We start from the raw sequence: 22,543 nt of genomic DNA, 5'->3' as shown, positions 1-22,543 counted from the left end.
CCGCAGAGCCGGCCCGGCGCAAGCCCCGCCGCCGACGCCGAGCGCCGCGTCCCGGAGGCGCGGCATGAAGCCCGAGGCTCCTGAGTCCCCCGACACCTGCCGGATCGATGTCTGGCTGTGGCGGGCGCGCTTCTTCAAGACCCGCACCCTGGCCGCGGCCTTTGTGGAGAACAAGCGCGTGCGCCTGACCCGGAGCGGCCAGGAGAACCGGCTGGACAAGCCCTCGCGCACGGTGCGGGCCGGCGACCAGCTGGTCTTCGCCATCGGGGGGCGGGTGACGGCGGTGACGGTGGAGGCCATGGGCGAACGGCGCGGCCCGCCGGCCGAGGCCCGAACCCTCTATTCACCCTTGCAGATATACTGAGGCGCGCCACGGCCAAAGACGCGCTAAGCCCCCCTGGTTGACAAGGCGCCCCCGCGCCGTGAAAAACCCGCGCCTTCCAAACCCCGCGCCCCTGCTGGTCGCGACCGGAGCTATTGTCCCGATGACCTACATCGTCATGGATGCCTGCATCAAATGTAAGTTCATGGATTGCGTGGAGGTCTGTCCGGTCGACTGTTTCTATGAGGGCGAGAACTTCCTGGCCATCAATCCGGACGAGTGCATCGACTGCGGCGTGTGCGAGCCGGAATGCCCGGTGGACGCCATCAAGCCCGATACCGAGGACGATCCCGACGGCAAGTGGCTGCGGATCAATTCAGAATATTCCCGCGTCTGGCCGAATATCACGGTCAAGGGCGAGCCGCCGGCCGACGCCGAACAATACGAGCGCGAGACCGGCAAGCTGGACAAGTATTTCAGCGAAAAGCCCGGCCGCGGCTCCTGACCGGCCACGGGCGCGCTGCGATAGGGGTGATCGGGGTATCGGCACGACACATGCCCGAACCAAAGCTCCCGCCCAGGCCCTGAAGGCCCCAAGCCTTTCTTTCGGCTCATATTTATGGTACGGTCATACTTGGCGTGGAGGCAGACGGCTGTCGTCTGTCCCGTCGTTCAACAGAAGAGCCGTCGCCGGCCGATCACGCCCGCACAGGGCGAGGGTGTCTAAAGAGGTTTTCACCGCTCCAGAGATGTCGGACTTCGCGCCTGCCGCGACGAGGACCGGTTCGTCCCTGTGAGCGTCGCCTCCGTGACTCCAGATTGGCCGCCCGGCGCATTTTGAAGGGTCTCGCAATGAGCAAGAACGGTCTGGATTTCCAGGTTGGCGACCATGTCGTCTATCCGGCGCACGGCGTCGGGCAGGTGCAGGCTGTCGAGACCCAGGACGTCGCCGGTCTTTCGCTTGAAGTCTATGTGATCACCTTCGACCACGAGAAGATGACCTTGCGCGTGCCCACCGGCAAGGCGCGCAGCTCGGGCCTCCGCTCCCTGGCCGAGGGCGACGTGGTCAGCCAGGCGCTGAACACGCTGAAGGGCCGCGCCCGGGTGAAGCGCACCATGTGGAGCCGCCGGGCCCAGGAATACGAAGCCAAGATCAATTCCGGCGACCTGATCTCCATCGCCGAGGTGGTCCGCGACCTGCACCGGGCCGAGAACCAGCCCGAACAGTCCTATTCCGAGCGCCAGCTCTATGAATCGGCCCTGGACCGCATGGCCCGGGAAGTCGCCGCCATCGAGCAGATCGACCGCGACGCCGCCATCGTGATGCTCAACAAGTCTCTGCTGGTGAAGGCCGCCTCCGCCGCCGCCTAAGCCCGCAGGTCCTGATACGATCGAGACGCCCGGCCCAGCGCCGGGCGTTTTTCGTTGGCCATCCCGCGACCCCGGGCGCCTCAAGGGGCTTGGCGCCGCCCCCCGCCCCATGGCATCGCTCAGACCCAAGCCGGCCCGGTAGCTCAGCAGGACAGAGCAGCGGTTTCCTAAACCGAAGGTCAGGGGTTCGAGTCCCTTCCGGGCCGCCAGGGTGTCGCGGCAATTTAAGTCCGGCCGCAGAACCACTTAAGACAGGCCATGCTGGAGGCTGGCGGAGACCTCTCCGCTGAGCACCGATGGCGTTGAGACCGCGCCAGGACGGACATTGCGCCTCGCCGCCTCGCCAGATTTTGGACAGTCGTTCGAGGTCTGTTTTGCAGCGAAGCGACCAGGGCTAGGGCCAACCCTCGACGGACATTCTGGCGTGTCGAACGCGCCCTGTTGCTTTACGACGATGCTCCCCGCCCAGAATCCGTTGCAGTCGCACCTTCCTGCGTGACGTTTTCGTCCGGGTTGCGACCTTGGCTGCGATCAAACCAGCGCATGACGGGGGTCACGGTGACGCCATGCAGCAGGATGGACATCAAGCAGATCAGACCTACGAGCGCCCACAGCCGGTCGCCGCCCTCAAACGGTGCGGCGTTGAGCCCAAAGGCCAAGTAGTAGAACGACCCGACGCCCCGGATTCCGAAGAAGGCCAGGATGAGTTTTTCGCGCATCGGCCGCTTCCAGCCAATGAAGCCGATGAGTCCGGTCAGGGGACGGACCACCAGCACGATGATTACCGCTGCGGCGACGTCGATGGGCCGCAAGGGGCCAAGCAGCCCAGAGACCAAGGCCCCGCCGAACAGCACCAGCACCACCATCATGGCCATACGCTCGATCTGTTCGATAAAGTCGTGCATCTGAACATGGAAGTCGTGGTCGCGGTCGGCGTGACGGAAGGCCAAAGCGGTGATGAAGACGGCTAGAAAGCCGTAGCAATGAAGCATCTCCGTCACCGAATAGGAGATGAAGGTCGCGGCCAGGACGATGAAGCCATCGCGAGTCGCAGCCAGACGGGTGCTGATAGGAATGGCGAATGTCAGCCAGCCGAACAGCCAGCCGACGACCCAGCCGACGCCCAGCCCCGCCCCAATCTCCCACAGCACGCTGACGGTCAACCACTCCACAAACCAGTCGGTCTTCTGACCCGAGGCGACGAGCGCGAGCGCGATGGCGAGGTTGACGAACGGAAACGCCAGGCCATCGTTCAGACCGGCCTCTGACGTCAGGCCGAAACGCACTGTGTCCTCTCCGCCTTCTCGGGGGGCGCCGACTTGGATGTCGGAGGCCAACACCGGATCGGTGGGGGCCAGGCTTCCCGCGAGCAGGATCGCCCCCGCGAGCCCCAGCCCCAGGACACCCCAGCCCAGCAGAACGATGGCGGCCACCGACAGCATCATGGTCACCCCCAAGAGCCGCCAGGTGACGCCCCAGCGCCGCACGTTGAAAATGCGGTCAATTTTCAGCCCCGCCCCCATCAGGGCGATGATGACCACGAACTCAGTCATCCGCTCGGTTACGTCCGGGTAGATCTGAGGCATCGGATCGAACCCCACTTGGGGTAGGCTGAAGATGGCCGCCCCCAGGACCACGCAGACGATCGGCAGAGACAGTGGCGCTCGCCGAAAAATCAGTGGCAGCCACGCCACCAGCGCGATCAGCGCACCGACCACGAACAGGATCAGGATGTAGGGATCGGGCATCGGGGTCCGGACAATGTGGCGGGGAGATGCACCAACGCGCCAACGGGCTCGAAGTCTATTCAACTGAACCGTTTAGGCAGCCATGACGAATCTGCGCCAAACGGCAGAATTGGCGCGTCGCGTGATGACGGTTCCCCGGGGCCAGCACGCGGCATGCATCTGACTGGTGCGTCCCCAGCTAGATTGGACAACTGAGACACGGGCCACCGTGCCGTCCACTGGCCAGCAAAGTGGTGCGCGTCCCTATGTCGACATTCGAGGAGCCCGCTTGGCGCGCGTCGGTTGGGCGGGCCTTCAACGCCACGGGGATGGGCCAGGCTTCCGCAGCGTTAAGTGCGGATTAAGCCTATGCCGCTCACATGTCCCCTGGCCGGCAAACTCGGGGGCGTGCGTGGGGGCGATCGCAATGGAGCAGGCCACACCACCTGGATATGGCGCGGTGCTGGAAGCGCTGGCCGGCGAGATCGAACTCGCAGGCGCCCGGTGCATTCTGCTCGATAGTCTCATTGGCGGCGTCATGCCGGATCTGCCCCCGGCGGCGAGCGAGAAGCTCCAGGCCAGCCTTCAGGCGATCGACCTGCTCAGCCAGCATTTGGCGGGCCTGTCGGCCTTCGCCCGGCGTCTGGGTATGGAGACCGAGGATCTCTGCGAGGCGCCCGTGGCGCTGGCCTTGCAGGATGTGTCGCTCGGGGCCCTGGCTGATCGATTGCTCACAGCGCTAGGCGGCGAGAGCCAGGGCGTTGAGGAACGTGATCAGGCCGGCGATCTCGATCTCTTCTAGGGGGTGTCAAGCTCATGTCTCGGACGCCTCGCATCGTCGTCGCCGATAGTGATCGGGCCCTGCTGGAAATGCTCCAGATTCGGCTCAATCTGGCCGGCTATGAAACCCTCATCGTCAGAACGGGCCCGGCCGCACTGGATCTCGTAAAGGTGGCGCGGCCGTGTGTTCTGATTTCAGAAATCCAGCTTCCTGAACTCGACGGTTTCGGCCTGTTGGAAGAACTCCGTCTCAGCCATGATCTGGACTGCTGCCAGGTGATGATGATGGCCCGTCGGCTGGCGCCTGAAGATGTCCGCCGGGCCGCCGTCTTGGGCGTCAAGACCTGCGTCGCCAAGCCGTTCAGCGGGGCTGACATGCTTGATCGGGTGGCGAAGCTCTCAAACAGAAACGCCCCCGCGCCGGCTACGGCCGTCGTCTGGGTTTAGCGACGAGGCGCGGGCGCTCTGAATGGCGGGCGAGGCCACATCGGCGCCCCTCACATCGCCAGCATCCATACCGCCATGGCGATCATCATCAGGTTCTCGGTCAGGGAGAGGAAGCCGAGGGGAACGTTGCTGTCGCCGCCGACGCAAGCGCATTTCAGCTCCCGCCGGTCGAGATAGACGGCCTTGAACACTGAGACCGCGCCGATGGCGCCGATGGTCAGGGCGACCGGGGCCGAGAGCCAGGTGAACAGGCCCGCGGTCATCAGGGCGCCGGCCCCGAACTCGGCGAAGGGATAGATCTTGCCATAGGGCGGCCAACGCCGGGCCAGCAGGTCGTAGTTGAGGAACATGGTCGAGAAGCTCTCGATGTTCTGCAGCTTGAGCATGCCCAGGACCATCATCGACAGGGCGATGAACCAGACGGCGGTCTGCTGCGTCAGGATGGTCCCGAACACCGCTAGGCTGATCATGGCCGCCATGATGGCGGTGGTGGCGAACACCACCAACACCGGGGTGTAGGTCGTGGCCTTGGGGTCGCGGACCTTGAGGCCCAGATGGCGGCGCAGGTCGTCATGACCGCCGATCCGCACGCCCTCGATGAACACCTGGGGGGTCGTGGCGACCCCGTGCTGCGCCTTGAAGGCGTCGGTCTCTTCCCGGGAGGTCAGCCAACGGTCATCGACCTGGTAGCCGCGACTGCGCAGCAGATGGCGGGCCTTCAGACCATAGGGACAGACATGGTCGGCCATCACCATGCGATGCAGGATGGCGGTCTTCGGGGGCTGGGTCACGGGCGGGGCTCCTTGGTCTTGTAATCCTTGAGCCTGACCCTAAGTTCCGTACGTCAGTACGGAGTCAACCATGAAAGCTCGAACCATCGCCATCCTGGCCCGCGAGGGCGGCGTCGGTGTGGAGACCGTGAGGTTCTACCAACGTCGCGGCCTGCTGCCGACGCCGGACCGCTGGTCCAGCGACGGGGTCGGGGCCGGCATCCGCCGCTATGGGGAGGAGGATGTCCGGCGACTGCGCTTCATCCGCTCGGCCCAGACGGCGGGCTTCACCCTGGAGCAGATCAAGGAGCTGTTGTCCCTGGACGCCGGCGAAGACCGGGCCCGGGCCCACGCCCTCGCCACTGAACGCCTGGCGGCCCTGGACCGGGCCATCGATGATCTGGTGGAGGCGCGCACGGCCCTGCGGCGGCTGGCCGGCGCCTGCGCCTCCAGCGACAGCGGCCCCTGCCCGATCATCGCCGCCTTCCAGGGGGAGGCGGCCTGAGGAGGCTCCGCCGAACCTAGTGGACCATGAACCGCACGGCGCCGGTCATCTCATGGCCGTCGGCGCCCTTGGCGGTCCAGGTCAGGACGTAGCGGCCGGGCGCGAGGTCCGGCAGGTCGGCGGAGACCTCGGTGGTGGCGGCCGCTGCGGCGACAGGCACGGTCTGGGCCGGCTTGCCCTCACCCGCGACCGTCACCGCTGTCAGGGTCATGGGATGTTCGAAGGTTGCGGTGAACCAGTCCGGCGCGCCGTGGGTCATCTCGCCCTCGGCCGGGCTGGTGACGACCCCGTGGGCGGCATGGTCGGCCGGCGCCGAAGGCGCCCCGTGGCCGGCGTGGTGATCCTGGGCCAGGGCCGGGGCGGCGGCGCCCAGAGAAAGGGTGCTCAAGGCGAGGGCCAGCAGAGTGTGTCTCATGATCAGGGGCTCCTTCAGAACCAGGCCCGAAGGCCGATAACAAACGCGGTGTGTTCCGGCGCGCCGCCGCTCGCCCGGGTGCGGTTGGCCGTGCCCCCCAGGTCGCGGCTCCATTCGATGCCGAGATAGGGGGCGAATTCCTTGGCGATCTCATAGCGCAGGCGCAGGCCCGCCTCGATGTGGGTCAGGCCAGAGCTCAGGCCAAGCTCGGGAATGTCAGACGCCGCGGCCTCCACCTCGATCCGCGGCTGCAGGATCAGGCGCTGAGTGAGGCGCTGGTCGTACTCAGCCTCGACCCGCGCGGTCAGGTCGCCCTGCGCCGAGAGGAAGGCCGCGGCGTCCACCTCCCACCAGTGGGGGGCCAGCCCCTGGGCGCCCAGGACCAGATGGGTCGGGTCCTCTCCATCCTCGCGGAAGTCCTGGCGCACGCCGGTCTGCACATCCCAGAATGGCGAGACCGCGCGGCTATAGAGAGCCTGGACCTCGCCCTCGACCTCGCCGCCAGATGCGACCTCACCCTCGGATTTCCACCAGAAGCGGTTGATGTCGCCGCCGGTCCAGCCGCCGACGTCCCACAGCCAGTTGGTCTCGCCGTCCTCGAACCGCGCCTCCAGCCGGTCGATGATCACGGCGGTGGCCCGCACGTCGCCGTTTTCGCGCAGCAGCCCCTGGCGGGCCTGCGCCATCCGGTCTTGGCCCCACAGGGCGTCGGCGGCGTGGGCGGGGCCAGAGCGAGCGGCCCGCGGCGGGGGGGGACGCCGCGGCCGGCCGGCGTCATCGGCGCTGGTCGGCACGTCGGGCGGCCCGCTGACCGGGGCGCCCATGGCGTGGCCGGCATGGGGATCGGCCTCAGCCGACATGGTGTGGCCGGCGTGCGGACCGGCCTTAGCCGGCATGGTGTGTCCAGCGTGCGGATCGGCCTCAGCCGGCATGGTGTGGCCGGCGTGCGGATCGGGCGGCGGCGCGCCGTGGGCATGGTCCTGGGCGCGGGCTTCGCCGGCGGCGAGCATCAGCGGGACCAGGGCGATCAGCAGGCGCTTCATGCCGGGTCTCCGTCCAGGGGGCGCACCGTCACCACGTTGAACATGCCGGCATGCATGTGCATCAGCATGTGGCAGTGGAAGGCCCAGTCGCCCGGCGCATCGGCGGTCAGGTCGAAGGTCACCTTGGAGCCCGGCGCCACATTGACCGTGTGCTTCAGCGGCTGATGCCCGGCCGGGCCGCCGGTCACCAGCTCGAAGAAGTGGCCGTGCAGGTGGATGGGGTGGGCCATCATGGTGTCGTTGACCAGCGTCACCCGCGCCCGCTCATTCCGAGCGAACGCGATAGGCTCGACGATTTCCGAAAACTTGCGGCCGTCGAACCCCCACATGAACCGTTCCATATTGCCGGTCAGGTGGATCTCCAGCGACCGGGACGGCGGCCTCTGGTCCTTGTTGGGCGTAAGGGAGACGAGGTCGGTATAGACCAGGACCCGGTGGGGAACGTCCTCGAGCCCCATGGGCCGCTCGCCCAGCCGGTTGGCCGGGTCGGGCGAGATCATGTCGACGCCGACGCCCACCGCCATGGCGGCCGGGGCGTTGTCGGGATTGCGCATGTCATGGCCGCCAGCCCCATGAGCCATTCCTCCGTGATCCATGCCCCCATGATCCATCGCCGCCCCATGCCCCATGGCTGAGTGATCCATGGCGCCCATGCCCCCCATGCCCCCCATTCCCATGTCGCGCATGGTCAGTGTCGGGACCTTGCGCAGGGGCGGAACCTCGGCGGTCATGCCCAGGCGCGGCGCGAGCGTGGCCCGGGCCAGGCCCGAGCGATCCACAGCCTCGGCCACCAGGGTGTAGGCGCGGTCCTCGGTCGGACGGACGATGACGTCATAGGTCTCAGCCACGGAGATCTGGAACTCGTCGGTCTCCACCGGCCGGACATTCTCCCCGTCGGCGTTGACCACCGTCATGGCCAGACCCGGAATGCGGACATTGAAGATCGACATGGCCGAGGCGTTGATGATCCTCAGACGCACCCGCTCGCCGGGCTGGAACAGGCCCGTCCAGTTCTCCGCCGGCCCGTGGCCATTGACCAGGTAGGTGTAGGTGGTCCCGTTGACGTCGGCGATGTCGCGGGGATCCATCCGCATGGCCCCCCACATGCGCCGCTCTTCCAGGCTCATCCCGTCCTCGCCAGACAGCAGTCCCGAAAGGGTCGTGCGCGCCCGGTTGAAGTAGCCGGGGCTCTTCTTCAGCCGGTCGAGGATTTCGTGGGGATGAAGGAAGCTCCAGTCCGCCAGCACCAGCACATGCTCGCGGTCATAGACCACCGGATCGGGGCCGGCCGGATCAATGATCAGCGGCCCATAGTGCCCCATCGCCTCCTGCAAATTGGAGTGGGAGTGGTACCAGAAGGTGCCCGACTGGATGACCGGGAACTCGTATTGGAAGGTCTCGCCCGGCGCGATGCCCGGAAAACTCACGCCTGGCACCCCGTCCATGTGGAAGGGCAGCAGCACCCCGTGCCAGTGGATCGAGGTGTCCTCATCGAGGGTGTTGGTGACCGATAGCCGCGCAGTCTGACCCTCGCGCAGGCGGATCAGCGGCGCAGGCACAGTGCCATTGACGGTGATCGCGTGACCGGTGCGCCCGCCCACGGAGAAGGGCGAATGGCCAACCCGGAGCCTGATGTCGGGCCCGCTAAGGACGCCCGGGTCGGCCCGCAGACCGCCAGCCCCGGACTGCGCCCAGGCCGGCATGAACCCCTGCAGGCTCAGCAGGCCCGCGCCACCGGCCATGCTCCGCAACAGCCTGCGTCTCTCGCGGTCGATCATCCAGACGGACTCCCTGTTTCAGACATCGACCCCGGTTATCGCCTGCGGACTATGGTACGGAGTCAAGCACGGCGAACCGGGCGCCGCCAGCGGGGGCCTCAACCGCCCCCTGCTTCGCCCTCGCCTTCACTTTCGCCGCCGGCCATGGCGGCGATCTGCTCCTCCAGGGCGCGACGGGTTTCGGGTGAGCAGTCCGAGGTGTTGGCCGCGCCCGAGGTCGGCGTCCCAGTCAGCAGATCCTCCGCCAGGCTCTGCGCGGCGGCGCGCAGCATGGGCTCTTCGATACCCGCGGCGCCGACCCGGGCCAGGGCGGCGGCGTCCACATCGGCCCAGCCACAGGTCGCTGCGGCCTGCCGAAGCGTCTGGGCCGCCCGCAGCCCCTGGCGGAGTTCGGGATTGGCCGCCTCCACCGCCGCCCAGGCCGCATTGCGGCCCACCTGGCCAAGATCGGCCTCTCCGCAGGCGGCCAGGGCCAGAGCGCATAGCGGGGCGATCAGAGCCGGATGTAGGCTCCGGCTCGGGGCAAGGCCGCGCCCTTCGCTTGACTTTCTTTCATGCGTAATAAATAACTGACACATGAAAGCGGGGTATCGATCTTGACCTCTGGAGATGAACTGGCGCTGACCCTGGCCGCGCTCAGCAACCCCCATCGCCTGCGCATCCTGGCCGCCCTGAGCGTAGGGGGACGCAACTATGTGAGCCGGCTGGCCCGCGAGATCGGGATCAGCCGGCCCCTGCTCCACCTGCATCTCAGCAGGCTGGAGGAAGCGGGCCTCGTCCGCAGCCAGCTTGAGCTTTCGACTGACGGTAAAGCGCTGAAATACTTTGAAGTTTGTCCGTTCCATCTGGAGCTGACCCCTGAAATCGTCGCCAGTCTGGCGCCGACCCTGTCTGAAAAAACCGAGAAATAGGGACTGACATGCACGCGAACATCTACCTCCTGACCCTCGCCATCCCGATGGCGACCATCGCGCTGGTCTTCGCCATGCGCTACGGCGCCGCGGTGATGCAGGCCCGCGCCGCCCAGAGGAGCGGCGCCTCCCAGCAGGACCTCCTCGATGGCCTGTCCGAGATCAAGGCCCGGCTGGCGGCCATCGAGACGGTCCTCAAGGCGGTGGACTGAGAGGCTCGCGGGGCCCCTCAGTCGAAGATGTCGAAGATCGAGGGGCGCTTCTTGCCGTAGCGGGGGCCTTGGCCGTACTCGCCCCGCTCGCCCCGCTCTCCGTATTCGCCGCGTTCACCCCGCTCCCCATAGCCGCCGCCCCAAGGCTGCTGAGGAGGCTGCTGAGGCGGTCCGCCATAGGGCGCCGCGGCGGGCGACTGCGGCGGCGGCGCGGCGCTCTGGGCGGCGGCCTCCATCAGCTTTTCAAGTTCGCCACGGTCGAGCCAGACGCCCCGGCAGGTGGGGCACATATCGAACTGGACGCCGGTGCGCTCCACTGTCTGCATGGGGCTGTTGTCATTGGGGCATAGGAGCAGGGGCATCAGGACTTCCTTCTGAACAACGGAGGCCGATGGCGATGGCGGACCCTCAGACCTCACGTGGCGACGTGATGCGTCCGACATCGTGCGCCGACCAGGGTCGGCATCACCAGAGGGGCCCGGTCCGCAACGGCAAGATGGGCGCCTGTCCGCGTTGGGACAAGGGCTCCGTCCAAACCGCTTGCGGCCCAGCGCGGGGGCGCCGGAAAAGGCCCCGTCCGACCCGCGAAGGAGACCCGCCCATGATCCTGCTGCCCGACGTCCTTTCCCCTGCCCAGGCCGGCAAGGTCTGTGAGGGCCTGGCCGCCGCCCCCTTCCGGGACGGCCGGGCGACTGCGGGCGACGCCGCCGCCCCGGTGAAGGACAATCTCCAGGCCCACGGCGACGATCCCGCCGTCATCGCCCTGGCCCGACAGGTGCGCCTGGCGCTGGACGCCCACCCGACCATGCGCCGGCTGGCGCGGCCGGCCCGTTGGTCAAACCTGATCTTCTCCCGTTATGGCCCGGGCCAGCAGTATGGCCTGCACGCCGACAACGCCGGCATGAGCGACGAGCACGGCTGGCCCCTGCGTACAGATCTTAGCTTCACCCTCTTCCTCTCTGACCCCGAGACCTATGAGGGCGGCGCCCTGGTGATCGAGGACCTGGCCGGCGAGCGGGCCTTCCGCCCCCCGGCCGGCGCAGCTGTCCTCTATCCCACCGGCCGCCTCCACCGGGTGGCGCCGGTTACGGCGGGCGAGCGCCTGGCCTGCGTCGGCTGGGTGCAGAGCCAGATCCGCAACGCCGACCAGCGCGAGGCCCTCTATGACCTCGAGCAGGTCCGCGACACGCTTCCGCCCGGTGAGGGCGCCCTGCGCCTGGACAAGACCATCGGCGCCCTACTGCGCATGTGGGCGCAGGATTGAACGCATCTGGCGCCGGGCCCCGCCTGACGCCTGGTCAGTCGCCGGTTGTAGGTGGGGTTGGCGAACATCCGCCCCGTAAGCGCCCGCTTAGACCCCGCCTTGTAAGCGCCCCTGCACTGGGCGGGGCCACACGGGCGGCTGAACTGACGGTCATTCCGATCAAATGGAGCCGACCGTGCAAAAATCTCAAACCCGCCGCTGGGACCCGTTGGTCCAGCTGACCCACTGGGGGGTCGCCGCCGGCGTGGTGGCGAACGGCCTGTTCACCGAAGACGGCTCAGAGCTTCACCAGTGGGTGGGCTACGGCGTCGCCGCCCTGCTGATCCTGCGCTGGATCTGGGGGCTCGTGGGCTCGCCGGAGGCCCGGTTAACCGCCTTTCCGCCCAGCCTGCGCCGCGCGGGGGTTCACGTGCGGGAGATCACCAGAGGCGAGAAGACCCATCACCGGTCCCATAATCCCCTCGGCGCCCTGATGGTCTACGCCCTGTGGGGCAGTCTGGCGGTGGTCATTTCCAGCGGCGTGGCCATGAGCGGCCTGCCAGGCGCCTCGACACCGGTCGCCGAGGCGGCGTCTAATGCGTCGTCCCCTTCTTCGACGATGGAAGAAGAGGGCGACAAGAACGAAGACGGCGACGCTCATGAGGCGGACGAGGGGCGCAGCGAGGCTGGCCTGATCGCCGGAGTGGATGAGGACGTGATGGAGGAAATCCACGAGATCGCGGCGAACCTGCTGTTCGTGCTGGCTGGTCTGCACCTGCTGGGCGTGGCGTTCGAGACGCGCCGCAGCGGGCGCTGGGTCTTGACCGCCATGCTGCCGGCCTTTCTCACCGGCGGCCGCAAGCCGCCCCGCCCAGAGTGAACCGTCGCCCGCCACGTGTCCTGGAGCCCCGCGCAGGCGCCGTGGCGGGCGTCGTGGCGCTCCAGGCCCTGGCGGTGACCTTCTTCATGCTCGATGCGGCCGCCGACGTCGCTGCGGACGGCCTCAGCCTGCATGTCGCCGTCGAGACCGTCGCCGCCCTGGGGCTCCTGGCCGGGGTGGTGCTGGGCCTTTTGCAGCTTCGCGGCCTGCTGGCGGCGGGTCGGCGCAAGACCGCGGCCTTGGCCATCGCGGCCGGCGCCCTGAGCGAAGTCTTCGAGGCGCGAGCCCGGGAATGGGGCCTGACGCCAGCTGAGGCCGATGTGGCCATCTTCGCCCTGAAAGGCTGCGAGGTGGCTGAGATCGCCGAGTTGCGCAACGCCGCCCCGGGCACGGTGCGCGCCCAGTTGACTCGGGTCTATCAGAAGGCCGGGGTCAATTCTCGAGGGGCGCTAGCAAGCCTCTTCCTGGATGAGCTTATCATCGCGCCAGCCCCCGCGGCCGCCCGGCGGCGTATTGGCTTGGCCGCCGAAAACTGACAGTTCTGCAGCCCTTGGAACCGCGCCAAAAACCCTAAGGGTCCCCTTCATGCAGTTTGATGACGTCATCCTCGGTCGCCGCAGCATCCGCGGCTACAAGCCCGACCCGGTTCCGAAAGAACTGATCGAGGAGATCCTGAGCCTGGCCATGCGCGCGCCCTCGTCCATGAACACCCAGCCCTGGAACTTCTACGTCATCGCCGGCGAGCCCCTCGACCGCATCCGGGCCGGCAACACCGAACGGATGGTGGCCGGCGTGCCGCAGTCGCGGGAGTTTCGCACGGGCCAGGCCTTCGAGGGCCCGCACCGCGACCGGCAGGTGGGCGTGGCCAAGCAGTTGTTCGCCGCCATGGGCATCGCCCGCGAGGACAAGGAGATGCGCCAGGACTGGGTGCTGCGCGGCTTCCGCCAGTTCGACGCCCCGGTCTGTGTGATCGTCACCTATGACCGCGTGCTGGATGGCAGCGATGACACGCCCTTCGACTGCGGCGCAGTGACCACGGCGCTGGTGAACGCCGCCTGGTCCCGGGGCCTGGGGGCGGTGATCAACAGCCAGGGCATCATGCAGTCGCCGGTGGTCCGCGAGCACGCCGGAATCGCTGATGACCAGGTGATCATGAAGAGCATCGCGCTGGGCTGGCCTGACGAGACCTTCCCCGCCAATGCGGTGGTCTCCGAGCGCAAGCCGGTGGCCGAGGCCGCCATCTTCGTCGGCTTTGGCGACTAGGCCGGAACCTTTTCGAGATTCTGTGAAACACCTTGGGGTCTTCGAACGCTCTAGCTTGGGAAGCTGGAGGGAGACCCGGTCATGGCGAGCCATGCTGCAGAACTGAGACACACCGAACGCCGCGGCTGGCGATGGCTGTATCTGGCCCTGGCGAGCCTGACCGGCGTCCTGGGCCTTGTCATGGCGGGCCTCGGGGTCTGGCTGATCGCCCTGGGGGGCTCGGTCTACTATCTGCTGGCCGGCGCCCTGCTGGTTCTCGGCGCAGTCCTCGCCTGGCGGGGCCGCGACAAGGTCGCCCTCGGCCTGTTCGCCGGCGCCTTCCTGATCACGCTGGCCTGGTCGCTGATCGAGATCGGCGGCAAGGGCTGGCTGCCCGCCTGGGGCATAGATCTCGCCGGCCGGGCGGGTCTGATGGCCGCGCTCTTGGCCGCCGTGGCCCTGGCCTGGCTCATGTGGGCCAGCCCCCCGCGCTCGACGCCCCGTCGCGCGGCCCTGGCCGGCGTGGCCGGTGGCGTCCTGGCCGTGACCCTCGTCGTCTTCGCCAGTTGGGAGCGGACCGAGCCCGCCACCGGCGCCGCGGCTCCCGCGCAAGGCCCGTCAGCACGCCCTGGCGCCGCGCAGGAGGCCGGGGCCGACTGGACCGCCTATGGCGGCGTCCTCGGCGGGCGTCGCTATTCCACGCTCAACCAGATCTCCACCGCCAATGTCGGCGAGCTGACCGAAGCTTGGACCTTCCGTAGCGGGGACCTGAATCCAGAGGCCGGGCGGGTCTTCTATTCGTCACAGAACACGCCGATCAAGGCTGCGGACTTCCTCTACACCTGCACGCCCACCAACAAGGTGTTCGCCCTTGATCCTGGCACCGGCGAGGTGCGCTGGAGCCACGACCCCAAGGTTCCGGCTGAGACCATGGAGTCCCTGTTCACCGCGGCCTGCCGCGCCGTGGGCTATTTCGATGACGGCGCGGCCGCTGGTCGCCCTGAGGTGATCGCCGCGATGCCGGCGGTTCCCGGGGTGATCGGCCCCGTCCCCCGGGGCGGCAGTCAGTGCCACCGGCGGGTCTTCGTCGCCACGGCCGATGGTCGCCTCATCGCTCTGGACGCCGTGGGAGGGTTCCCGTGCCAGGACTTCGGTCAGGGCGGCGTCGTCGACATGACCGTCGGCATGGGCCTGCGGGAAAAGGGCTTCGCCTCCAACACCTCAGGCGCCACCGTGGTCGGCGGCTTGCTGATCCTTGGCCAGCAGGTGAGCGACAACCAGCGTCGGGACGCCCCGTCGGGCGTGGTGCGCGCCTATGACGCCCGCACCGGCGAGCTGCGCTGGGCCTGGGACGCCCTGCGGCCCGACGCCCAGGCCGCCCTGGCGCCCGGCGAGATCTATCCTCGCGGCACCCCCAACGTCTGGAACATCATCTCGGCCGACGAAACCCTGGGCCTGGCCTTCCTGGCCACCGGCAACGCCGCGGCCGACCAGTGGGGCGGCAACCGGACGGCAGAGGAAGACCGCTTCACCGACGCTGTCGTGGCCGTGGATCTCCAGACCGGCGCCACCCGGTGGGTCTACACCACCGTCACCCACGATCTGTGGGACTACGACCTGGGCGCCCAGCCCATGCTGGTCGACGTCACCATCGAGGGGGTCAGCCGGCAGGCCATCATGCAGGCCAGCAAGACCGGCAACCTCTTCCTGCTGGACGCCGCCACCGGTCAGCCACTGCGGCCCGTCGAGCAACGGCCCGTCCCCCAGGGGGCCGCCCCCGGCGACTGGGTGGCGCCGACCCAGCCCCAGTCGGTCTTCTATCCCAATATCGGCGGCGTGCCGGGTCGAGAGCCCGAGCGGATCGACGCCCGCCACGCCTTTGGCCTCACCCCCATTGATGGCGCCCTGTGCCGCATCAGTTTTCACCGGCATCGCTATGAGGGCATGTTCACCCCGCCCACGACCGACAAGGCCGGGATGCTCCTGTTCCCGGGCACGGTGGGCGGGATGAACTGGGGCGGGCTGGGCTTTGATCCTGAGCGCCGCCTGATCATCGCCAACAATTCCCGCCTGCCCAACCTGGTCATCCTCCACCCCCGTGAGACGGTGGACGACAAGGCGGTGGGATCTGGCGGCGCCAGACCTGATCAGGCCGTGGCCCCGCACCAGGGCACGCCCTATGGCGTCACCCGCCCGATCTGGTGGTCAGCGCTCAAGGTGCCGTGCATCTCGCCGCCCTGGGGCTACATCTCGGCCACCAACATCGATACCGGCGAGGTCGTCTGGTCCAAGCCCCTGGGAACGGGCTTCGATGTCGGTCCCCTGGGCGTTCCGACCTTCCTGAAGATCGCCACTGGCACGCCCAATCTCGGCGGACCGCTTATCACCGCCGGGGGGCTGACCTTCATCGGCGCGGCCCAGGACGACTTCCTGCGGGCCTTTGAGACAGCCACCGGCAAACTGGTGTGGGAGGCGCGCCTGCCCGCCGGTCCTCAGGCTGGCCCCATGACCTATGAACATGAGGGCCGGCAGTACGTCGCGGTCTCCGCCACCGGCCATGCCCGTTTCGAAACGACACCGGGTGACTATCTAAAGGTCTACGCCCTGCCCGAATGACTCCCTCTCGCACAAAGGTTTAGGCCACCTCCTGGCGCCGCGGCGTGACCGTGATCCAGGCTGTGACTATCGTTTCGAACAGATGCTTGACCTCCTCCCCTACTGGCAGCAGCTGGCTGTCTACGCCCTTGGCGCGTCCCTGCTGCTGACCCTCCTGCCGCGCCTGCCCTATGTGGGCCAGGCGCTGCACACCGTCCTCTCGTTCGGCCTGCTGGCCCTGTGCGCCTTCTTCCTGTTGCAACAGGCGCCCTACCAGCCCTGGCTGGCGCCGTGGCTTGATCGCGTCGGCGTCGACAGCCAGGAGGTGACCGGCGAGGAGGTGCGCCTGCGCATGTCGCCGGACGGCCACTTCTGGGCCAATGTCACCTTGAACGGCGTCGAGACCCGCATGCTGGTCGACAGCGGCGCGACCCTGACCACCCTGTCAGTGGAGACCGCGCAGCGCGCCGGCATCGATCCCACCCCGGGGCTCGCCCCCATCTTCGCCCGCACCGGCAATGGCGTGGTCCAGGCCCAGGCCGCTTCGGTGGATGATTTCAGGTTGGGGGGCCTCACAGCCACAGATCTCAAGGTCGCCATCTCCCCGAACCTGGGCCCGGTCGACATCCTGGGCATGAACGTCCTGGTCCGCCTGACCAGCTGGCGGGTCGAGGGTCAGACCATGATCCTGACGCCAGAGCCCCCCGCCGAGACCGATGCGTCCTGACGCGCAGAAGACCTGTCGATCGAGGTCAGGAGACTGGTGTGCCGGCCAATTCGCCGACCGAAACCGCCATGGCAGCCCTCAAAGGCCGAGCCAAGACACCACCGAGCCCTTCTTGCTCCATGCGCGGCGGGTCCAGCCGTTCACGTTGGCGAATGCTCCTCAGCCTCGTGACGCTCCAGGTTTGCGCCTCGTGACTCAGGACTAAACGGCGCGGGAGTGCCGTAGTGCGTCCGGCTGAAGATAGGTGTCGAAACATGCGCTGATGGAACGCACCAGGGGGCGACCCGCAGGAAGCACCTCGATGCGGCCTCCCTCGATACTGATGAATCGATCATCCAGAAAGGACCGCAGCTGAGCCATGGCGCCTTCCAGTTCGAAGGTGCTCCTGCCCTGATGGCGGCCACACACCGCCTCTAGATCAACGGCGAAATCACACATCAAGCGCTCAATGATCTCGGCTCGGAACCTGTCGTCCTCAGATACGGCCACCCCACGGGCGACGGGTGGCTCGCCACGGTCGATGGCCTGTCGCCAGGACAGTTCCTGCGCGTGGTTCTGCACATAGCCGCCTGGCAGGGCGCCGATGGCCGAGGCGCCGAAGCCGATCAGCGTTCGCGCAGCGTCGGTCGTATAGCCCTGGAAGTTGCGCCGCAGTCGGTGATCGGCCTTAGCGCGGGCCAAGTCGTCATGCGGTAGGGCGAAGTGATCCAGGCCAATGGACACATAACCCTCCCCGACCAGCTTCTCCTCCGCCGTCAGCGCCTGTTCGAGACGTTCGGCCGGACCGGGCAGCGCCGACTCCGCGATCAGTTTCTGATGCGATTTCATCCACGGGACATGCGCGTAGCCAAACAGGGCTAGGCGCTCGGGACGAAACTTCAGGACTGCGTCGATCGTCGACAGCACGCTTTGGGTCGTCTGGTGAGGCAGGCCATACATCAGGTCGAGATTCAGGGATCGAACCCTGATCGCCCGCAGCGCCGCCACGCACTCTTCGATCTGCTCGAAGGTCTCGGTGCGGTTGACCGCCGCCTGAACTTTTGGGTCCAGGATCTGCACCCCGAGACTCGCACGGTTCAGTCCCAAGGCTCCTGCGGCCTCGACCCAAGATCTGGTCAGGCTTGCTGGATCCAGCTCGGCGGCGATCTCCATGTTGTCAGCAAATGCGAATTCGCGGCCCAGGGCGTGAAAGACCGCCTGAAGTTCCTCGACTGTGAGCGTGTTGGGCGTGCCTCCCCCAAGGTGCAGCGCGGTTGCAGATCGCCGGCCCTCGAGTTCTCTGGCGACCAATTCCACCTCCCGAAGGAGGTAGCGGACGTATTCGCCGATCGGCTCAGGTCGATTGACCACCCGCGTATTGCAGCCGCAGTACCAGCAGAGCCGGGTGCAAAAAGGCACATGGACATACAGGCTGACGGCCATCTCCTGTGGAAGGCCGGCCAGCCAGTCACAATATTCGCTTACGCCGACTTCCGTAGAAAACTGCACGGCGGTGGGGTAGCTCGTGTACCTCGGAGCTCGCCCGTCGTGTTTCAGCACCCTTTCAATATCAGATTCAAGGGACGGAACGACCTTGGCCAGGGCCATGATAGCCTTCTTTGACTGCACTATTGCCCCAATAGCCTAGGGCTCAGACGAACTTCGGGAATAGGATGTTGTTCTCGATGTGCATGTGCTCACGCAGATCTTCATCCAGCTTCCGGCACATTTCATAGAGGGCGCGCCAGGTGGTGCATGCGCCCTCGGGCGGCGTGAAATCGGTTGTCAGCCGGGCCAGTTCGTCCAACTGCTCGCCAACATCAACGTGCTCAGCCAACATCCGCGCGATGGGGAAGCGGATCATCGGCGCGCCTCCCTGCAGCATCATGGGAAACAGGACCGCCTCTTCCTTGTGTTGATGGCCCTGCAACTCATCAAAGATCAGCGCCAGGTGATCAGCCAGACCATGCGGACAGTCAGCCTTGGCCCGGTGAACCGCCTCGACGCGTCGCGCCAGGCGCAGGGCCTCGGGCAACTCCGCCATGTGGACGTCGTGATACCGGCTGATGATGTGAGAGATCAGGCCGTCCGGATCAGCGGGCAGGTCGCCGTGACCAGCCGCAAGGTCGTTGAGTTCGGCCTGCAGCTCCGAGACTGACAGGCCCCGTTGAAGGGCGGCTTGCCAAAGCGAAGCGCCGCCATCGCCGCAGAAGTCGATCTTGTGTCGCCGGAAGACGGCCGTCGCGCCAGGGCGTTCAACGGCGATGTCGCGGATGGTGGCGTCTTGAGAAATCATGAGAACCTCCGTTGAGTTCTCTATAGGGCGATAGGCCGCCGCCCCCTTTGGCAGGCGCCCGCGCGCGCCTTGATCTTCGTCACATCGCCGCCTGCACGTCGCCTTCGATCAGCTCAGCCGACAGCGCTGCGCGCGCGGCTTGAAAGTGCTGGAACGGAAACTTGATCGGCACGCCCTCGAGCGCTGCGGCCAGCATCTCCAGATGGGCGTCCCAGCCGGCCAGCGCGCGGGCCGGATCGTCGGCCTCAGGGGTCGTCACAGACAGAAGAAGCCGTGTCTCTGCAGGACCCACAGCCCGAAGACGCCAACGCAAGGGCCGTTCCGGCTCCCCCGGCCCGCTCCAGGAATAGTCCAGCGCCTGCAACGGGATGACTTGTGTCACGGGGCTGTCGATGGCCGATCCGCTTTGGCCGAAGTCCAGGCGCGCAAACCCGTCGAGCCTCGGCTCAACCCGCCCCTCCGCAAGCCAGAGCGGCAGAAACTCAGGGGCGATGAGATGGGCCCAAACCCTTTCGGCCGGGTGAGGGAGATCCCGGGCCAGGACTCCCTCTACTCGACCATCAGCGCGCCTGAGCGCGCGTGCGCCCACAGGAAGCCTCATCTGTTCACCGTTCTGCTCGCCGATCAGGCCATCCAGCCTGCGTCAGCGCGACGCCAGGACGCGGACTTGCAGGGGAGCGGCCTCAGCGAGGTTTTGCGCCCGAAGCTTCGCATAGGTGCGCAACGTCCGCGCCGTCGCCTTGTCGCGGCACCATTGCCGATCCATGGGCTCCAGTTCGCCGTAGATCAGCGCTGCGTCGCACACGACGCCTGCGGCCTCTCGGACGTCCAGCCGCACCGCCTGAAGAGTCCTTCCGGCATAGGGAATGGTCACTGTCGTCGGGGCCCGGCCCATCACGGCGAGGTCGGCGACCGATTCAGCTTGGGCGGCGCCCGCGCTCAGGCCGACGGACACCAGGGCAAGCGTAGCCGAGATCGCCGCAGCGGCAGTGGTAAGAGATTCGAGTCGAACATTCAGACGCATGACAGTCCTCCTTAGACTTGCCACAACTGTACCGCCCGTCACTCCCGATCACATTGCCGCGGTTAAACCGCTCAATTGATAATGGTTCAGTCGGCAAATGACATTGAGCGATCCGATATCGACGGTCGCAGGCTAACTAGTGACGCAGGCGGGGTCGGGATGTTGCGCACGACAGCTCTCGGCGAGCCGGACTGATACAGCGCTAGCGCCGCGAGAATTCACCCTCCGGCAAGTCTTGCGGCCTCGAAGGACGAACAATGCCAGATGTCATGTGGAAGACGCCCCGGACGGTGGAGGCCAACACAACTGTTCTCTTCTTCGGCGCTGTCAGCGACCGACTGGGGCGCAGCCACCGAGTGCGTGTGCCGGATGGCGGCGTCTCGCTGGATGATCTGAAGGCTTTGATCACCGCCCAACTCCCTGACGCCGCCGCCGCCGCCGCCTTTGCGGCGCCTGGGATCAGGGCGGCCGTCGATCAAGTGCTCCTCATCGATGGCGCGCATATCCATCCCGGCGCCGAAGTCGCCTTTTTCTCTCCGTTTTCTGGAGGTTGATCCCATGAAGCATGGCCTTGATGAGAGCCTGCCGTTCTATCCGCTTCGCATCGCGGTTCTGACCATCTCCGACACCCGCAACGAGACCACCGACACCTCCGGCGCCCTGCTCGCTGACCGGCTGTCCAACGCCGGCCATGAACTGGCCGGCCGCGCCATTGTGCCCGATGAGGTTGAGGCTATTGGCCGTCAGGTCCGCCTTTGGTCGATTGACCCACAGGTGGACGTCATCTTGACCACCGGCGGCACTGGCTTCTCGCCGCGGGACGTGACGCCCGAGGCGGTGCGCCCGCTGCTCGGCCGCGAGATGGACGGGTTCTCCGTCGTCTTTCACCAGGCCAGCTATGAAACGGTCGGGGTGTCGACCCTGCAGTCGCGGGCCCTGGCGGGCCAGATCGGGGATACCTTCATCTTCTGCGTTCCAGGCTCCACCGGCGCCTGCCGCGACGCCTGGGATCTGGTGCTCGCGCAGGAGTTCGACAGCCGCTTCCGCCCGTGCTCCCTGGTCGGACAGGTCCCGCGCTATCGGGGCGTCTGTGCATGATCAGCTTTGACGAAGCCTGCCTCCGTCTGGCTGATCTGGCCGAGCCCCTGGACCCCGAGACGGTGGGGCTGGAGGATGCCGATGGCCGGGTCCTGGCGCAGGACATCCTGGCCGCCTGCGACAGCCCTGCCCATGCCGTTTCGGCCATGGACGGCTATGCGATCCGCGACTCCGACCTGAAGGCAGGTCGGACCGTCTGGCCTATCTGCGGCGAAATCTACGCCGGCGACGCGCCCCCCGGGGAACTGCCGGCGGCGGTCTGCGCGCGCATCTTTACAGGTGCGCCTTTGCCTGCCGGCTTCGACCGGGTTGTGCCCCAAGAACTGGTGCGAACCACGGTCGAGGGCGTCACGCTGGATCCCGATCAGCTCTCCAGCTCTCACATTCGACAGGCGGGGTCTGACTTTCGGGCTCACCAAGTCCTGTTGAGGCGGGGGCGGGTCATGGATCCGGGCGCCCTCCTGCTCGCTGCAGCGGCAGACAGGCCGCAGGTCTCAGTAAGCCGACGGCCGCGCGTCGCCATCATCTCCTCGGGCGATGAGCTCGTCGCGCCTGGAACGGCGCTGGATCGACCCGGGCGTGTTCCCGATAGCGTGTCCTACGGCGTGGCCAGCCTGGCTCGCCGATGGGGCGCGGGCGTCGTGCGGCGTCGTCGCGCTCCCGACGACCTGGCCATATTGCGCCGCACGGTGTCGGAGGAGCAGGCGAGCGCCGATCTCATCGTGATGACCGGGGGCGCCTCGGTCGGCGAGAGGGACTTCGCCAGAGCCGCCTTCGAGCAGCTTGAGCTGATCGTCGACAAGGTGGCCATGAAACCGGGCAAGCCGGTCTGGATTGGCCGGTCGAGGGGGCGGCTGGTGGTCGGTCTCCCCGGGAATCCCACCGCCGCCATGGTCACGGCGCGCCTCTTCCTCGCGCCCCTGCTGGCCGCGCTGGCCGGCCGCTCGCCGTCAGAGGCCTGGGCCTGGCGCGATGTGCCAGCGGGCGGGCCCTTCGCTCCCACCGGGGAGCGGGAGGTGTTCGTACGGGCCAGCATGGACGTGGCCGGCGCGCATCCCTGCGACAATCAGGATTCCAGCGCCCAGGCGGTGATGGGAGAATGGACGCTACTGGCGCGCCGAGATCCCGCCTCACCGGGTTTGCCGACGGGAGCCCCGGTCAGGATTCTGGCTCTCTAG

Annotated in this window: 28 protein-coding genes and 1 tRNA gene; 18 read left to right on the top strand and 11 right to left on the bottom strand. The window is 67.2% G+C overall.

The window, feature by feature from the left end; all coding sequences use genetic code 11:
* The first annotated feature begins 64 nt into the window (after positions 1-64).
* The 4 genes from Q8K84_RS03180 (at position 65) to Q8K84_RS03165 (ending at position 1,902) form a co-directional block, all read left to right on the top strand.
* Positions 65-364 carry an RNA-binding S4 domain-containing protein gene (locus Q8K84_RS03180; RefSeq protein ID WP_305280689.1) on the top strand — a complete coding sequence of 100 codons (300 nt, stop codon included), beginning with the start codon at positions 65-67 and terminating at the stop codon, positions 362-364.
* A gap of 121 nt (positions 365-485) precedes the next feature.
* Entirely contained in the window at positions 486-827 is a 342-nt protein-coding gene (gene fdxA / locus Q8K84_RS03175) for a ferredoxin FdxA (protein WP_305280676.1), read from the top strand.
* Positions 828-1,174: 347 nt separating this feature from the next.
* Positions 1,175-1,693: a CarD family transcriptional regulator gene (locus Q8K84_RS03170; RefSeq protein WP_305280674.1), complete on the top strand. Its 519-nt coding sequence runs from the start codon at positions 1,175-1,177 to the stop codon at positions 1,691-1,693.
* Between the two features lie 132 nt (positions 1,694-1,825).
* Positions 1,826-1,902: transfer RNA gene (locus Q8K84_RS03165), tRNA-Arg, on the top strand.
* A 237-nt stretch (positions 1,903-2,139) separates the two neighbouring features.
* Here the strand turns inward: Q8K84_RS03165 and Q8K84_RS03160 are convergent.
* Complete coding sequence (locus tag Q8K84_RS03160; RefSeq protein ID WP_305280671.1) at positions 2,140-3,441, bottom strand: sodium:proton antiporter; 1,302 nt, start codon at positions 3,439-3,441, stop codon at positions 2,140-2,142.
* 406 nt (positions 3,442-3,847) lie between these two features.
* Here Q8K84_RS03160 and Q8K84_RS03155 point away from each other — a divergent pair, with 406 nt between their 5' ends.
* Both Q8K84_RS03155 and Q8K84_RS03150 read left to right on the top strand, forming a co-directional pair.
* Positions 3,848-4,222 (top strand): hypothetical protein, encoded by a 375-nt coding sequence (locus Q8K84_RS03155; protein WP_305280669.1) that lies wholly within the window; start codon positions 3,848-3,850, stop codon positions 4,220-4,222.
* A gap of 14 nt (positions 4,223-4,236) precedes the next feature.
* Complete coding sequence (locus tag Q8K84_RS03150) at positions 4,237-4,647, top strand: response regulator (RefSeq protein ID WP_305280666.1); 411 nt, start codon at positions 4,237-4,239, stop codon at positions 4,645-4,647.
* A 50-nt stretch (positions 4,648-4,697) separates the two neighbouring features.
* Here Q8K84_RS03150 and Q8K84_RS03145 read toward each other — a convergent pair whose 3' ends face one another.
* Positions 4,698-5,402, bottom strand: coding sequence for a MauE/DoxX family redox-associated membrane protein (locus Q8K84_RS03145; RefSeq protein WP_305280686.1), 705 nt, complete (start codon positions 5,400-5,402; stop codon positions 4,698-4,700).
* A 106-nt stretch (positions 5,403-5,508) separates the two neighbouring features.
* Between Q8K84_RS03145 and Q8K84_RS03140 the strand changes: the two genes are divergently transcribed.
* On the top strand, positions 5,509-5,922 hold the full coding sequence (locus Q8K84_RS03140) for a MerR family transcriptional regulator (protein ID WP_305280663.1): 414 nt from the start codon (positions 5,509-5,511) through the stop codon (positions 5,920-5,922).
* A gap of 16 nt (positions 5,923-5,938) precedes the next feature.
* Here the strand turns inward: Q8K84_RS03140 and Q8K84_RS03135 are convergent, their stop codons facing one another.
* The 4 genes from Q8K84_RS03135 to Q8K84_RS03120 all read right to left on the bottom strand — a co-directional run bounded on the left by Q8K84_RS03135 (position 5,939) and on the right by Q8K84_RS03120 (position 9,595).
* Positions 5,939-6,337 (bottom strand): copper resistance protein CopC, encoded by a 399-nt coding sequence (locus Q8K84_RS03135; RefSeq protein WP_305280661.1) that lies wholly within the window; start codon positions 6,335-6,337, stop codon positions 5,939-5,941.
* 14 nt (positions 6,338-6,351) lie between these two features.
* Positions 6,352-7,380 carry a copper resistance protein B gene (locus Q8K84_RS03130; protein WP_305280658.1) on the bottom strand — a complete coding sequence of 343 codons (1,029 nt, stop codon included), beginning with the start codon at positions 7,378-7,380 and terminating at the stop codon, positions 6,352-6,354.
* A complete protein-coding gene (locus Q8K84_RS03125) occupies positions 7,377-9,158 on the bottom strand; it encodes a copper resistance system multicopper oxidase (RefSeq protein WP_305280655.1) in 1,782 nt (593 codons plus the stop codon). The genes Q8K84_RS03130 and Q8K84_RS03125 overlap by 4 nt, the downstream gene beginning before the upstream one ends.
* A gap of 98 nt (positions 9,159-9,256) precedes the next feature.
* Positions 9,257-9,595, bottom strand: a complete 339-nt coding sequence (locus tag Q8K84_RS03120; protein ID WP_305280652.1) for a hypothetical protein — start codon at positions 9,593-9,595, stop codon at positions 9,257-9,259.
* A 159-nt stretch (positions 9,596-9,754) separates the two neighbouring features.
* Between Q8K84_RS03120 and Q8K84_RS03115 the strand changes: the two genes are divergently transcribed.
* Complete coding sequence (locus tag Q8K84_RS03115; protein ID WP_305280649.1) at positions 9,755-10,069, top strand: helix-turn-helix domain-containing protein; 315 nt, start codon at positions 9,755-9,757, stop codon at positions 10,067-10,069.
* A gap of 8 nt (positions 10,070-10,077) precedes the next feature.
* A complete protein-coding gene (locus tag Q8K84_RS03110) occupies positions 10,078-10,281 on the top strand; it encodes a hypothetical protein (RefSeq protein ID WP_305280646.1) in 204 nt (67 codons plus the stop codon).
* A gap of 17 nt (positions 10,282-10,298) precedes the next feature.
* Here the strand turns inward: Q8K84_RS03110 and Q8K84_RS03105 are convergent, their stop codons facing one another.
* Positions 10,299-10,643: a zf-TFIIB domain-containing protein gene (locus Q8K84_RS03105; RefSeq protein WP_305280642.1), complete on the bottom strand. Its 345-nt coding sequence runs from the start codon at positions 10,641-10,643 to the stop codon at positions 10,299-10,301.
* Between the two features lie 239 nt (positions 10,644-10,882).
* Between Q8K84_RS03105 and Q8K84_RS03100 the strand changes: the two genes are divergently transcribed.
* From Q8K84_RS03100 to Q8K84_RS03075, 6 genes are all read left to right on the top strand, one after another.
* Positions 10,883-11,545, top strand: a complete 663-nt coding sequence (locus Q8K84_RS03100; protein WP_305280639.1) for a Fe2+-dependent dioxygenase — start codon at positions 10,883-10,885, stop codon at positions 11,543-11,545.
* Positions 11,546-11,720: 175 nt separating this feature from the next.
* A complete protein-coding gene (locus Q8K84_RS03095) occupies positions 11,721-12,404 on the top strand; it encodes a cytochrome b/b6 domain-containing protein (RefSeq protein ID WP_305280636.1) in 684 nt (227 codons plus the stop codon).
* A gap of 41 nt (positions 12,405-12,445) precedes the next feature.
* On the top strand, positions 12,446-12,940 hold the full coding sequence (locus tag Q8K84_RS03090; protein ID WP_305280633.1) for a LuxR C-terminal-related transcriptional regulator: 495 nt from the start codon (positions 12,446-12,448) through the stop codon (positions 12,938-12,940).
* A 49-nt stretch (positions 12,941-12,989) separates the two neighbouring features.
* A complete protein-coding gene (locus Q8K84_RS03085) occupies positions 12,990-13,667 on the top strand; it encodes a nitroreductase (RefSeq protein WP_305280630.1) in 678 nt (225 codons plus the stop codon).
* 81 nt (positions 13,668-13,748) lie between these two features.
* Positions 13,749-16,262: a pyrroloquinoline quinone-dependent dehydrogenase gene (locus Q8K84_RS03080; RefSeq protein ID WP_305280628.1), complete on the top strand. Its 2,514-nt coding sequence runs from the start codon at positions 13,749-13,751 to the stop codon at positions 16,260-16,262.
* Between the two features lie 82 nt (positions 16,263-16,344).
* The gene (locus Q8K84_RS03075) at positions 16,345-16,968 is read left to right on the top strand and encodes a TIGR02281 family clan AA aspartic protease (RefSeq protein WP_305280626.1); all 624 of its coding nucleotides are present in this window, start codon (positions 16,345-16,347) and stop codon (positions 16,966-16,968) included.
* A 201-nt stretch (positions 16,969-17,169) separates the two neighbouring features.
* Here the strand turns inward: Q8K84_RS03075 and hemN are convergent, their stop codons facing one another.
* The 4 genes from hemN to Q8K84_RS03055 form a co-directional block, all read right to left on the bottom strand.
* The gene (gene hemN / locus Q8K84_RS03070) at positions 17,170-18,555 is read right to left on the bottom strand and encodes an oxygen-independent coproporphyrinogen III oxidase (protein ID WP_305280623.1); all 1,386 of its coding nucleotides are present in this window, start codon (positions 18,553-18,555) and stop codon (positions 17,170-17,172) included.
* A 43-nt stretch (positions 18,556-18,598) separates the two neighbouring features.
* The gene (locus Q8K84_RS03065; protein WP_305280620.1) at positions 18,599-19,243 is read right to left on the bottom strand and encodes a DUF542 domain-containing protein; all 645 of its coding nucleotides are present in this window, start codon (positions 19,241-19,243) and stop codon (positions 18,599-18,601) included.
* Positions 19,244-19,322: 79 nt separating this feature from the next.
* A complete protein-coding gene (locus tag Q8K84_RS03060; RefSeq protein WP_305280618.1) occupies positions 19,323-19,844 on the bottom strand; it encodes an SRPBCC domain-containing protein in 522 nt (173 codons plus the stop codon).
* A gap of 42 nt (positions 19,845-19,886) precedes the next feature.
* A complete protein-coding gene (locus Q8K84_RS03055; RefSeq protein ID WP_305280615.1) occupies positions 19,887-20,267 on the bottom strand; it encodes a hypothetical protein in 381 nt (126 codons plus the stop codon).
* 257 nt (positions 20,268-20,524) lie between these two features.
* Between Q8K84_RS03055 and Q8K84_RS03050 the strand changes: the two genes are divergently transcribed.
* The 3 genes from Q8K84_RS03050 to Q8K84_RS03040 are packed head-to-tail and all read left to right on the top strand — an operon-like array spanning position 20,525 to position 22,543.
* Complete coding sequence (locus Q8K84_RS03050; protein ID WP_305280612.1) at positions 20,525-20,821, top strand: MoaD/ThiS family protein; 297 nt, start codon at positions 20,525-20,527, stop codon at positions 20,819-20,821.
* Between the two features lie 4 nt (positions 20,822-20,825).
* Positions 20,826-21,365 carry a molybdenum cofactor biosynthesis protein B gene (gene moaB / locus Q8K84_RS03045; protein ID WP_305280610.1) on the top strand — a complete coding sequence of 180 codons (540 nt, stop codon included), beginning with the start codon at positions 20,826-20,828 and terminating at the stop codon, positions 21,363-21,365.
* Positions 21,362-22,543, top strand: a complete 1,182-nt coding sequence (locus Q8K84_RS03040; protein WP_305280607.1) for a molybdopterin molybdotransferase MoeA — start codon at positions 21,362-21,364, stop codon at positions 22,541-22,543. The genes moaB and Q8K84_RS03040 overlap by 4 nt, the downstream gene beginning before the upstream one ends.

The sequence above is a fragment of the Phenylobacterium sp. genome (assembly GCF_030679875.1).
Classification (GTDB): Bacteria; Pseudomonadota; Alphaproteobacteria; order Caulobacterales; family Caulobacteraceae; genus Phenylobacterium.
The sequence above is the reverse complement of the archived record's forward strand: the minus strand, read 5'-3'. Positions and strand labels throughout refer to the sequence as shown.